The organism is Streptomyces sp. NPDC046349, assembly GCF_055587885.1.
In genome coordinates this window covers 252,332-264,739 of record NZ_JBVJFK010000011.1, presented here as the reverse complement: position 1 = coordinate 264,739, position 12,408 = coordinate 252,332, and the positions used below count along the sequence as shown (strand labels likewise).

8 protein-coding genes and 1 pseudogene are annotated in these 12,408 nt (G+C 76.5%); 2 read left to right on the top strand and 7 right to left on the bottom strand.

Annotation, left to right across the window (positions count from 1 at the left end; all coding sequences use genetic code 11):
• Window positions 1-61: 61 nt before the first annotated feature.
• A complete protein-coding gene (locus ACZ6JS_RS26165; protein ID WP_469301432.1) occupies window positions 62-1,033 on the top strand; it encodes a DsbA family protein in 972 nt (323 codons plus the stop codon).
• Between the two features lie 88 nt (window positions 1,034-1,121).
• Window positions 1,122-2,156, top strand: coding sequence for a prolipoprotein diacylglyceryl transferase (gene lgt, locus ACZ6JS_RS26160; RefSeq protein ID WP_469301430.1), 1,035 nt, complete (start codon window positions 1,122-1,124; stop codon window positions 2,154-2,156).
• 367 nt (window positions 2,157-2,523) lie between these two features.
• On the opposite strand, the gene ACZ6JS_RS26155 is transcribed toward lgt, so the two are convergent.
• The 7 genes and pseudogenes from ACZ6JS_RS26155 to ACZ6JS_RS26125 all read right to left on the bottom strand — a co-directional run bounded on the left by ACZ6JS_RS26155 (window position 2,524) and on the right by ACZ6JS_RS26125 (window position 12,266).
• A complete protein-coding gene (locus ACZ6JS_RS26155; protein WP_469301429.1) occupies window positions 2,524-3,339 on the bottom strand; it encodes an HpcH/HpaI aldolase/citrate lyase family protein in 816 nt (271 codons plus the stop codon).
• On the bottom strand, window positions 3,336-4,538 hold the full coding sequence (locus ACZ6JS_RS26150) for a CaiB/BaiF CoA transferase family protein (protein ID WP_469301427.1): 1,203 nt from the start codon (window positions 4,536-4,538) through the stop codon (window positions 3,336-3,338). The genes ACZ6JS_RS26155 and ACZ6JS_RS26150 overlap by 4 nt, the downstream gene beginning before the upstream one ends.
• Before the next feature lie 614 nt (window positions 4,539-5,152).
• Window positions 5,153-6,031 (bottom strand): annotated as a pseudogene (gene rbsK / locus ACZ6JS_RS26145) (ribokinase); the annotation flags it as partial.
• A complete protein-coding gene (locus ACZ6JS_RS26140) occupies window positions 6,028-7,329 on the bottom strand; it encodes an ADP-ribosylglycohydrolase family protein (protein WP_469301601.1) in 1,302 nt (433 codons plus the stop codon). The pseudogene rbsK and the gene ACZ6JS_RS26140, both read right to left, overlap by 4 nt.
• A gap of 929 nt (window positions 7,330-8,258) precedes the next feature.
• The gene (locus ACZ6JS_RS26135) at window positions 8,259-9,401 is read right to left on the bottom strand and encodes an ADP-ribosylglycohydrolase family protein (protein ID WP_469301426.1); all 1,143 of its coding nucleotides are present in this window, start codon (window positions 9,399-9,401) and stop codon (window positions 8,259-8,261) included.
• A gap of 7 nt (window positions 9,402-9,408) precedes the next feature.
• Window positions 9,409-10,680, bottom strand: a complete 1,272-nt coding sequence (locus ACZ6JS_RS26130; protein ID WP_469301425.1) for an ADP-ribosylglycohydrolase family protein — start codon at window positions 10,678-10,680, stop codon at window positions 9,409-9,411.
• A 590-nt stretch (window positions 10,681-11,270) separates the two neighbouring features.
• On the bottom strand, window positions 11,271-12,266 hold the full coding sequence (locus tag ACZ6JS_RS26125) for an ADP-ribosylglycohydrolase family protein (RefSeq protein ID WP_469301423.1): 996 nt from the start codon (window positions 12,264-12,266) through the stop codon (window positions 11,271-11,273).
• Between the last annotated feature and the right edge of the window lie 142 nt (window positions 12,267-12,408).

Genomic DNA, 12,408 nt, shown 5'->3' with positions numbered 1-12,408 from the left:
GATCGGGTGGAATGGCGAGCAGGGAGGCACGCGAGTGCCTCCCTGCTTCGTTTGGCGGAGCGTGAGCGACAAGAACGACGGTGCCAACCGCGATGCGACGAAACGATCGGCCCGGGAGCGACTCCAAGCGGAGCGCGAGCGGCAGAAGACCCGGGACAAGCGCCGGCGGACCCTGATCGTGGCGGCGGCGGTGGTCGGCGTCCTGGGGCTGGCGACGGTCGTGGGCGTGATCGCGGCCAACGCCGGCAAGGACACCAGCGCCAAGGGCGGCCCGGTCGTCGCCCCCAGCGGCGCCACCGGGAAGGACGCTCTCGCCATCCAGACGGGCAAGCCCGAGGCGAAGGCCACCCTCACCGTCTGGGAGGACTTCCGCTGCCCGGCCTGCAAGACCTTCGAGGACAACTACCGGGACACCATCCACGAGCTGGAGGCCAAGGGCCTGCTCAAGGTGGACTACCACCTGGTCACGCTCATCGACGGGAACATGGGCGGCAGCGGCTCCCTGAAGGGGGCGAACGCGGCGGCCTGCGCGCAGGACGCCGGCAAGTTCTCGGAGTACCACGACGTCCTCTTCCAGAACCAGCCGCAGGAGGTCGACGACGCCTACGGCAAGAACGCCAAGCTGCTGGAGCTGGCGGGCAAGGTCGACGGGCTGGTCACCCCCGAGTTCACGGCGTGCGTCGAGGAAGGTACGCACAACAGCTGGGTGGCCAAGTCGCACGAGGCCTTCGCCGCCGGGAACTTCCGCGGCACGCCGACCGTGCTGCTCGACGGCAAGGACATCTTCTCCGACCAGGCCAACCCGCTGACCCCGCAGAAGCTGAAGGAGAAGGTGGAAGCGGGCGCCCAGGGCTCCGGCGGGGCCGGTGCCAGGGGTGCCGGGAAGGAGACCGGCAAGGCGTCGGACAAGGACACCGGGAAGGGCCGGGCGAAGGCCTCACCGTCGGCATCGAGGACGGCGTCGAGGAATCCCGCGAACGGCTCCGGGAACGGCACGGGGATCGGGTCCGGGAACGGGCCCTCGGGGGACTGACTTCCGCCGATCCATGTCTGGATTTGGTTTCGACCCTGCCGGGCGGGTTGCGGTACGCACCGTCCGGCAGGGTAGCGTCAGGTCTGCCATGGACATTGCTTACATCCCCAGTCCGTCGACCGGCGTGATCCATCTCGGACCGATCCCGCTCCGCGGCTACGCGTTCTGCATCATCATCGGCGTCTTCGTCGCCGTCTGGCTCGGCAACAAGCGCTGGATCGCGCGCGGCGGAAAGCCGGGTACGGTCGCGGACATCGCCGTGTGGGCGGTGCCGTTCGGGCTGGTCGGCGGTCGCCTCTACCACGTGATCACCGACTACCAGCTCTACTTCGGCGAGGGTCGCAACTGGGTCGACGCCTTCAAGATCTGGGAGGGCGGCCTCGGCATCTGGGGTGCGATCGCGCTGGGCGCGGTCGGCGCCTGGATCGGCTGCCGGCTGCGCGGCATCCCGCTGCCGGCCTGGGCCGACGCCCTGGCCCCCGGCATCGCGCTGGCCCAGGCGTGCGGCCGCTGGGGCAACTGGTTCAACCAGGAGCTCTACGGCCGGGCCACCGACCTGCCCTGGGCGGTGGAGATCAGCGCCGGCCCGAACCGGGACGCCGGGACCTACCACCCGACCTTCCTGTACGAGTCGCTGTGGTGCATCGGCGTCGCCTTCCTGGTGATCTGGGCCGACCGCCGCTTCAAGCTCGGCCACGGACGGGCCTTCGCCCTGTACGTCGCCGCGTACTGCGTCGGCCGCGGCTGGATCGAGTACATGCGCGTCGACGAGGCGCACCACATCCTGGGCGTGCGGCTGAACGTCTGGACCTCCATCGTCGTCTTCGTCCTCGCGGTGGTCTACTTCGTCCTCTCGGCGAAGCTGCGGCCGGGCCGCGAGGAGGTCGTCGAGCCCGACCGCCCCGGCGGCGGGGACGGCAAGGACAAGGCCGAGGCTGACGCCAAGGACAAGGCCGCGGCCGAGGACAAGGCTGCTGCGGTCGATGCGGCCGGCGCCGGGCCGAAGGACTCCGCGCCGAGCCTCGCCCAGCGCACCGACGCCACGGTGGCGCAGGCAGCGGTCAAGACCGACCTGAGCAAGCGGGCCGTGGACGCCGAGGCCCCGGAGGCCGACAAGTCCTGACCGCGCAGCGGTCGAGCAGGGGGGTGCCGCGCACGACGCGGCGCCCCCTTCTTCGCGTCCCCACCCGGCACCGACGCGCACGGTTCACCGGACTCGTGCCCGCAGCGGATCGACCCTCGCACCGTGAGCGCAGGGCGGTGCGCGGATGCCGGGGCCGGTGTGAGGGGGTCGGTCCCCGGCAGCCGGAATGCCGGAATCCGCGCGGGGGGCGCAGACGCGGTCCGGACGCCCGTGGCCGGGCGGCGGGGTCGTCGTCGTAGGTGCCGGGCCGGGCCGGGCGGGTTCGCACACGCCCCGCGGGGCGTGTGCCCGAGCCGGGTGCGCCGGGCCGCGCTCCGGCCGGTGACCGCGCGGTGAACGCAAGGGTTCAGTGGACCGGTACCCGCGCGGCCAGCGCAAGGGTGCGGTGCGCCGACGCCACCACGGCCGGATCCACGAACCTGCCGTCGGGCAGCGCCAGCGCGCCCGGCGCGGCCCGCGCCGCGCTGAGCACCTCCGCCGCGGCGCTCACTTCCTCGGGCGTCGGGAGATAGGCCCGCTCGATCACCGGCAGCTGTCGCGGGTGGATCGCCGCCCGGCCGAGGAATCCGAGGGACCGGCCGCGGGCGCAGGAGACCGCCAGCGCCTCCAGGTCCCGGATGTCGGGAAAAACCGACTGCGACGGGGGCGCCAGTCCGGCCGCGCGCGCCGCGACCACCACCCGGGAACGGCACCAGTCCAGGCCCTCCACCGCGCTGACGGCCAGGTCCGCCCGCAGGTCCGCCTCCCCGAGGGACAGCCCGCGCAGGGCCGGGTGCGCGCGGGCGATCTCGTACGCGCGCTCCACGCCCAGCGCCGACTCCAACAGCGCGTACAGGCCCGTCCCGCCCGTGCGGTCGGCGGCCGCGGCGATCTGCTCCGGCGCGCAGATCTTGGGCAGCCGCAGCCCCGCGAGGCCGGGCAGACCGGCGAGGGCGGTGAGGTCGGCGCTGCCCCAGGGGGAGTCGAGGGCGTTGACGCGGACGTGCACGGGGACCGGCGGCCGCTCGGCGAGCAGCTCGACGGTGGCGGCGCGGGCGTACTCCTTGCGGGAGGCCGCCACCGCGTCCTCCAGGTCGACGATGACGGCGTCCGCCCCGCAGCCCAGCGCCTTGCCGACCACGGCCGGGCGGTCGCCCGGCGCGTACAGCCAGGTCAGAATCACAGGGCCCCCTCGGTGCGCAGCGCGGAGATCTCGGCCCCGGTCAGTCCGAGTTCGGCCAGCACCTCGTTCGTGTCCGCGCCGTGCGGGCGGCCCGCCCAGCGGATCCCACCGGGGGTCTCGGACAGCCGGAAGAGGATGTTCTGCATCCGCAGGGGTCCCAGTTCCGGATCCTCGACCTCCGTCACCGTGTCGAGGGCCGCGAACTGTGGATCGGCCATCACGTCGCGGACGTCGTAGACGAGCGCGACGGCCGCCTCGGCTTCCTCGAAGGCGCACACGACCTCCTCCGCCTTGCGGACGGCGATCCAGCCTCCGACCGCGTCGTCGAGGACGTCGGCGTGCCGGGCCCGGCCCGCACCGGTGGCGAACCAGGGCTCGGTGATCAGCTCCGGCCGACCGACCAGCCGCATCACCCGCTCGGCGATCGACTGGGCGGAGGCGGAGACCGCCAGCCAGCGGCCGTCGGCGCTGCGGTAGGTGTTGCGGGGCGCGTTGTTGGCGGAGCGGTTCCCCGTCCGCGGCTGGACGTGGCCCAGCTGGTCGTACCAGAGCGGCTGCGGGCCGAGCACGGTGAGGATCGGCTCGATGATGGCGAGGTCCACGACTTGTCCGTGTCCGGTGCGCTCCCGTCCGGCGAGCGCCGTCATCACCGCGTACGCGCAGGTCAGCGCGGCGATCGAGTCGGCCAGCCCGAAGGGTGGCAGGGTCGGCGGCCCGTCCGGCTCCCCCGTGACCGCGGCGAAGCCGCTCATCGCCTCGGCGAGGGTGCCGAAGCCCGGGCGGTGGGCGTACGGCCCCTGCTGGCCGAAGGCGGTCACGCGGGCCAGGACCAGGCGCGGGTTGGCGGCGGACAGCTCGGGCCAGCCCAGGCCCCACTTCTCCAGAGTGCCGGGGCGGAAGTTCTCGACGATCACGTCGGCGGTGGCGGCGAGCCGCAGCAGGGTGTCCCGGCCGCCGGCGGTGGACAGGTCGAGGGTCATGGTCCGCTTGTTCCGGCCGAGCAGCTTCCACCACAGGCCGATGCCGTCCTTGGCGGGGCCGTGGCCGCGCGACGGGTCGGGGACGGCAGGGTGCTCGACCTTGACGACGTCGGCGCCGAAGTCCCCGAGCAGGGTCGCGGCGAGGGGCCCGGCGAAGAGCGTGGCGAGATCGAGCACCCGCAGCCCGCGCAGGGGCCCTTGCCCCGGCCGGGCGTGCACGGGTGACGGCTTGGCTTGCGGGCGGACGTCGCAGGCCCCCGCCGGCACCTCGGACCCGGGCCCGTGTCCTGGCCCTGGTGGGGAGGTGGTGGGTGTGGGTCCGGTTCGCGGGGTGGCTGTGGGGGACCCGGGGGCGGGGGCGTGTCCTGGCCCTGGCGGGCGGCCGACGGGCGACGGCCGTGCCCCCGGGTGGGCACCCGGGGGCACGGACCCCGCCCGGTGGGGGAGCGGGCGCGCCGCGGCCCCGGTGGGGCCGGGCGCGCGCCGGAGCGTCTCCTCGGGTCCCGTAGGCGACCCGGGGCCGGCCGGAGCGGCGGCGCTGCGTTCGGAGCCCTGCGGCGACCGCCCCGCCACCCTCCCGTCCCCCGCGGAGTACCTCGGCTCGGCGCCGGTGTCCCACGGGGCCCGGGGCTCCTCGGGGGTCACGAGGCGGCCCCGGTCCCGGTCCCGGCCTCGCCGGAGCCGGTGGAACGGCGATCGTCGGCACGGTCCGGTGTCCGGCCCGGGGGGAGGTGGCCGCCCCCGTCCGCACCGGGGGTCGCGGTCGCGGTGGCGGTGTCGGCGGCACCCCGGCCCGCCGTCCCGTGCTCCGCCTCCCACCCCGCCAGGGCGAAGGCGTCGGTCTCGGAGCGGGTCGGCATCGAGTCCTGGGCGCCGTGGCGCTGCACCGAGAGCGCGGCCGCCGCCGAGGCCCAGCGCAGTGCCTGCGGCATCGGCCGGCCCTCGCCCAGTGCCACGGCCAGGGCCCCGACGAAGGTGTCCCCGGCCGCGGTGGTGTCCACCGCCCGGACCCGGGGCGCGGGCACGCTGAGCGGGTCCCGGCCGCGCGCCGCGTAGAGGACTCCGGCGGCGCCGAGGGTGATGACCACCTCGGGCACGGTGGCCAGCAGTGCCTCGGCGGCTTGCCGGGGGTCGGTCAGCCCGGTCAGGGCGGCCGCCTCGTGCTCGTTGGGCACCAGCAGGTCGGTCGCGGCGAGGAGCTCGGCGGGCAGGGGCTGGGCGGGGGCCGGGGTGAGCACCGTACGCACGCCGTGCGCGCGGGCCGCGCGGGCCCCGGCGAGCACGGCGGGCAGGGGCAGTTCCAGCTGGAGGAGGAGGGCGCCGGCGGCGGCGATCCGGGCCTCGTCCCCCGCCTCCAGGCCGGTGACGCCGCCGTTCGCCCCCGGGATGACCACGATGCGGTTGCCGCCCTCGTCGTCCACGGTGATGTGCGCGGTGCCGCTGGCGCCCTCGACGGTTCGAAGGCCCGCCGTCTCGACGCCGGCGGCGGTGAGCGCGGAGCGCAGCCGTACGCCGAACTCGTCGGCGCCGACCGCGCCGATCATCACGACCTTCCCGCCGGAGCGGGCGGCGGCGACGGCCTGGTTGGCGCCCTTGCCGCCGGGGACGGTCCGGAAGGCGCGGCCGGTCACCGTCTCCCCCGGGAGGGGGGCCTTGGGGACGTAGGCGACGAGGTCCATGTTGGTGCTGCCGAGCACGGCGATGGCCGTCATGAGCGTGCTGCCTCCTGTGCGGTGAGGTGGGCGAGGGCGTCGAAACCGATACCGTCGAAGCCGGGGACGCTGGTGGCCAGGCGGTTCTTGAGGGGGGCGGTCCAGCGGTGCGGGATCCGGTCCGGGGAGCCGGTGAGCAGCCCGGCGAGGGCGCCGGCCGTGGCCCCGTTGGAGTCGGTGTCCCAGCCGCCGGACACGGCACGGCAGACGGAGCGGGTGAAGTCCCCGTCGGCGTGGGTGAGGGCGGCGGCGATCAGGGCGGTGTTCGGGACGGCGTGCACCCAGTGGTAGTGGCCGTAGCGGGCGTGCAGCCGGTCGACGACGAAGTCGAAGTCCGCCTCGTCGGCGGCCGTGCGGATCCCGAACCGAATCGCCTCGGCGAGGCGGGAGCGGGGTGGTACGGCGGCCAGCCCGGTCCGCAGCGCGGTGTGGACGTCCGCGCGGCCGGTGGCGGCCTCGGCGGTGGCGGCGGCGACGAAGAGGGCGGCGTAGACGCCGTTGCCGGTGTGGGTCAGGGCGGCGTCCCGGTACGCCTGGGCCGCGGCTGCGGCCGGATCGCCGGGATTGGTCCAGCCGTGCACGTCGGCGCGGATGAGAGCGCCGATCCACTCGCGGAAGGGGTTGCGGTGGGTGGCGGTGGCGGGGGGCTCCAGGCCGAGCAGGAGGTTGCGGTACGCGACGCGCTCGGCGGTGAAAGTGCGCCCGGCCGGCAGCTCGTCGAGCCACAGACGGGCGACGTCGGCGGTGGTGAAGGCCTTGCCGTGGCGCTGGAGCAGAAGGAGGCCGAGGAGGGGGTAGTTGAGGTCGTCGTCCTCGGGCATGCCGTCGATGTTCTCGGCGAGGGAGGTAGGGGCGGAGCGGCGGTTCCACGGGTGGGCGGCGAGGAGCTCCGGGGGCACTCCGCGGGCGGTGAACCAGTCGTCGAGCGGCCAGTTCCCGGTGGCGCGGGCCAATGCCCGGATCCCCTCCAGGGGCAGCTTCTCGACGGGCTTCCCGAGCAGACACCCGACGGCCCGCCCGACCCAGGCGGCCTCGAGCCGGCTCCGCAATCCGCCCCCGCCGGGCCGCCCGGGCCCCGCCCCGGAGCCGGCCCGCGGCGGGCGCGCCGTCCCGTCTCCCGCGGCGGCGCCCGGGCGGACGGGCACGCCCCGGCCGGAGGCCGCGCGACCGGGCCCGGCTCCCGGAACCGGGCCGGAGGGGTCCGGGCCCGTACGGGCGCGCTCCCGGGTGGTCCGCCGAACGGCGGCGGTGTCGGGGCGGGGCGCCGGTTCGGGCGCGGTTGCGGGGGGCGGGCCCACGGCCCCCCGGCTGGTCGGGCCGTGGGCCCGAGCGGCGTGCGGGCCGGGGCCGGGTTCGGGTGGCTGTTCCCCGGACGGGTCCCGGGGGCCGGGGCCGGCGGCCGGGTGCGGGGCCCCGGCGGGTCCGGCCCCGGTGGCCGGCGGTTCGGGGCCGGGTCCCGCGGCCGCGGGCCCGGGGCGGGCGTTCTGCGGTCGGGCAGGCCGGGCTGCCGCAGAAACGGGGGAGTCGGCCGGCGAACGGGCGGCGACGATGGCCGCCCAGGCAGTGGGCTCGTCGGCGGCCCAGGGGGAGGGGAGGCGGGCGAGCTCGTCCAGCAGGCGGGCCGCCAACTCACGCAGGTGCGGGGGCGCCGGGGTGGGGGAGGCTCCGGCGCGCTCGGGTGCCGGGTTGCCGCCGGCGGCGGCCCAGACCCGCAGGGCGGGACCGGGGTCCCGGCCGTCCTCGGCGGCCTGACGCAGCTCGTGTCCGACGAGGTCCTCGGGCTGCGCCCAGGTCAGGCGCACGCTGTCGGCCGCGGCACCGTCCGCGGACCCGGGCACCGGCGGCCTCGGCCGGCCGCTCCCCGCCGGGTCGGGACAGGGCCCACCAGGCCGTTCGCCGCCAAGGCCGGAACTCGCGGTGGCGGCACCCGACCCGGTGCCGACCGCTGCGCGGAACACGGGTGGCGGCGGTGCCGATGCGGTGCCGGGTCGCGGGCGGGCGGTTGTCGGCCCCGTGGCCGAGGGGTGGCCGACGGCTGTGCCGGGGCGTTCGCGGGGGTCGGCGGACGGCGCCGGGGCGGCGTCGCCATCGGGTTGTGTCGTCCACGGCGGTACGAGGGCCGGGGCGTTCGGGCGGGCGGCGCCCGAGCCCCCGGTCGGGTGCCGGCCGGCGGACGCAGGGGGCACCGCCGGTGCGGGCCGATGGGGGTCGCAGGGAGGCGGGGGCATCAGCGGGTCGCGATCGCGGCGAAGGCCGATTCGTGGGCGCGGCGGCGGGCCCGGTCGCGGGTGAAGATCTCCCGGGCCACGGCGGCCAGCGCGACCGCCGGGGCGTGCAGGTCCAGGCGGCTGGCCTCGGCGACCTGCTTCGCCCAGGCCGCCGGGACCACGGCCTCGCCGCCCAGGGCCCCGGCCACCGCCCCCGCCATGGTGGCGATGGAATCGCAGTCCCGCCCGTAGTTGACCGCCCCGAGCACGGCCGTCTCGAACCGGCCGTCCGCGACGAGCAGCATCCCCAGCGCGATCGGGAGCTCCTCGATGGCATGGAGGCGGGACGGGCGGCGGGCGTCGAGCGACGGGTGGCGGTAGTCCGGGCCGACCGAGTCGTACGGGGCCACCGCCGCCCGCAGCGGCGCGAGCGCCGACTCGAAGTCCCGATGGCCGACGGCCACTTCGCAGACGGCCGAGATCGCCGCGCGCGTGCCGTCCTTGGCCAGGGACAGGGCCGTCTCCACCACGGAGGCGGCCGTCGCCCCCGGCACGCACGCCGCCGCCACCGCCGCCGCGAACACGCCCGCCGCCTCCCGCCCGTACGAGGACTGGTGCGCACCCGCGATGTCGAGGGCCTCGGCGTAGGCGCCCGCCGGGTTGCCCGCGTTGGTGATGCCCACTGGGGCCATGTACATGGCGGCGCCGCAGTTGACGATGTTGCCGGTGCCTGCCTCGCGCGGGTCCGCGTGCGCGTAGTGCAGGCGGGTCACCATCCACTTCTCCGCGAGGAAGAGCCGCTGCAACGGCAGCGCCTCGGCCTCCAGTTCGGGGATCCAGCGAGGGGTGGACATCAGATCGGAGACCAGGTGCTCGGCGACGGCGTACGCGTCGAGGTGGTCCCGTACCGCCTCGTAGACCCGTACCAGCGCGTGCGTCATCAAGGTGTCGTCCGTGACGTGTCCGTCGCCCTTGTGGTACGGGGCGATGGGGCGGGCCGTGCGCCAGTTCTCGTGCCACGGGCCGACGATGCCGTGGACGCGGCCGCCGTGCCGTTCGACGATCTGGTCCGGGGTCCAGCCCTCCACCGGGCCGCCGAGCGCGTCGCCGACGGCGGCGCCGACGAGAGCCCCGCGGGCCCGGTCCTCCAACGTGAGCGTCATGTCCGAATCATCCTTTGGGTGAGGTGAGTTCCGTGTGCGCGAGGAGCGCGGCGAGCTCCACGAGGTCGGTGCCGGCGAGGCGGGGGAGCGCGCAGCCGGAGAGGGTGCGGCAGGCCTCGCGCCAGGCACCGGGGATCGAGTCGCCGCCGCCGACGGCGCCGGTGAGCGCGCCGGCCAGGGCGGGGGCGGAGTCCGCGACGCGGGACAGGCAGGCGGCGGCCGGTACGGCCTCGGTCGCCCTGCCGCGGGCGGCGGTCGCGAGGGCGAGGGCCACGGGGACGGTTTCGGCGGCGGCGATGCCGTAGCTGTACACGTGGTCCACGATCTCGTGCTCGAGGGTCGGCACGATGGCGAACGCGCCGCCGTCCGCGTGGGCGCGGGCCAGTCCGACGGCGTGTCGGGCGTTGCGGCCGATTTCGGTGGCCCCGGGAAGCTGGGCGAGGGCGGCGTCCACGGCCGCGTCGATGTCCGCGGTGGTGAGGGCGGTGGCGACGGCGGCGGCCATGGCGCGGGCGCCGTGCACGCCGTCGCCGTCCTGGGTGTAGCGGGCGTCGAACTCGGCGAGGTCGGCGGCGGCCAGGGCGTCGCCGGGGTGGACGACGGCGAGCACGCAGGCGCGGACGCAGGCGGCGTCGTCGAAGTAGTGCGGGTTGTCGTGACCGGTGGCCGGCGGGCGCAGGCCGGTGGCGAGGTTGCCGAGGCCGGCGCGGACGGAGATGCGGGCGCGGAGGGGGAGCACGGCGGACTCCACCTCGGGTGCGCGTTCCGCGGCCGCGGCGACCTCCGAGGCGAGGGCGTTCCAGGCGAGGTCGATGGCGGCGCGCATGCGGCGGGAACGGGAGAGGTCGCTGAGGAGGACGCCGGCGGCGGTGAGCACGGACTCGGCGACGAAGGCGGCCCATTCGGCGTCGTCGGACGGGCCGAGTCGCAACGGCTCCGGAGGCTGGTTGAGGGCGATGGGGACGGGGAGGGTGGTGGTGGCGTTCTGCTCGGCGAAGGTGTCGAGCTCGCGGGTGAGGCGGCGCGTCCACTCGGGCATCCGGCTGGCGCGGTGGCGGGCCGCTGGCCAGCCGGCCGCGTCGCCTGCGGCCAGCCCCAGGAGGAGGCCTTCGATGGGGCGGCGGTCCGCAGCCGGGTGGCCGGGCCGGGCGTTTGAGGGGTGCGGCGCCGGTGCGGACAGGATCACGGCCCGCAGCGGCGCGGCCACCCCCGTCGCGGCCACGTCGGGGGCGTCCGCCACCGCCGGCAGCCGCGCGGCCGCCCCGGCCCCCGCAGCCACCGGCACGGGCCCTGCCGATGCCGCCCGTGGCAGAGCCGGCGGCCTCCGGCCCGAGCCGCCGTCGGTCCCGGCCGGTACGGGCCGGGGCAGGGTCGCCGGCTCGAGGCTCGGCGGGTCCGCCGGTGCGTGCCACTGGTCGGCGTCCCTTTTCCGGGTCGGCCCCGGGGCGAGGGCGGGTGGGGCCGTCGGGTCGGCCTGCGGGTGCGCGCCCGGTGCCGGTGCGGGGGCGGGTGGGTCCGGGAGCGCGGTCGCCACCGGCTGCGCCCCGCCCCCGGGGTGTGCCGCCAGGCCGGCCGGTACGGGCCGCGGCCGGGCGCCGGCGGTCGTGTCCTCGCCTGCGTCGGCCCCGTCCGGGCACCGTGCCGAGGCGTCCCCCGGTGCGGTCCAGGGCCGGGCCTGAGCCCCCCGGCCCGGGCCGTCGCCGGGCCTCGGATCGGCGAGTGCCGCCGCTCGGTCGGCGGGCAGGGGCTGCGGCAGGGCCGGCGGGGCCGTCCGGAGGTTCGACGGTACGGCCTGCGGCCGCCCGGGCGGCCCGTGTTCCGCCGGGGCCGCCGGCTGCGGCCGGGCTGGGTCGTTCAGGGGGGTCGGGGTCATCGGGCGGCCTCGTATTCAGGGGTGAGGAGGTCCGCGATGTCCAGGACGTGGTAGCCCCGCATCGACGGTAGGCAGCTGCCGCGCACCGGGCCGATGGCCGAGCCCCACGCGGTGGGGATCGCCGCGGCCCCCGACATCGCACCGGCCAGGGCGCCCGCCACCGCGGCCGTGGTGTCCGCGTCGCGGCCCATGTTCACGGCGGTGAGAACCGAGGACGGGAAGTCGCCGCGGCAGGCGGCGAAGGCGCCGAAGGCCAGGCCGACCGCCTCCGGCGCCAGGTCGGTCCACGGATAGCCGCCGATGACCACCGCCGAGCGGACCGCCCGTTCCCCGCGCGGGGCGGCGGTGACCGCCCGGCGCAGGGAACGGGCCGTCCACGAGTCCGAGGGGATGACCGAGAGGGCGGCCGAGACGACCGACGCCGGGCTGCCGCCCGCCATGGCCGCCGCGACGCCCGCCGCCACCGCCTGGCCGCCGTAGATGCCCTCGCCGTCGTGGCTGACCGTGCCGTCGATGGCGACCAGCCGCGCCGCCTCGGCGGGCCGTCCCGCCGCGAAGACGCCGAACGGCGCCGCCCGCATGGCCAGTCCGTCCGACCACGCGTGCCGGTGCTGCGCGGAGATGGGTGCAGCCAGGCCCCGGCGGAGGTTCTCCAGGGTGCCGCGCTCGGAGAACCCCGCACCCCGGAAGGGGCCTTCGTCGAGGTCCGCGATCCAGTGGTGCCACGCCCGTTCGACATGGGAGACGGTGAGCGCCGAGCCGTGGCGGGCCAGGAGCAGCCCCGAGAAGATCGCGTACTCGGTGTCGTCCGTCCCCGCCGGGTCGTCCGACACGAAGCCCTCGATGCGGCCCCATTTCGCGCGGATCTCCGAGGGCTTCATGTTCTCCGCGGGGGCGCCGAGCGCGTCGCCCACCGCGAGACCCAGAAGAGCGCCCCTGGCCCGTTCGAGGAGGACCTGCGGATTGCATGCAATCTGCTTCACCGGCTCCATTGGCGCGCCTCTCCCACGTGGATGGGGCCCATCATGGGCCCTTGGGGGATTTGTGCCATGACATACGGTTTGTCGCGCGCCGCGAAACACCCCGCGAACACCGGCGTCACCCGGTCGCCGACCCGTAAAACTGCAGGTAAGT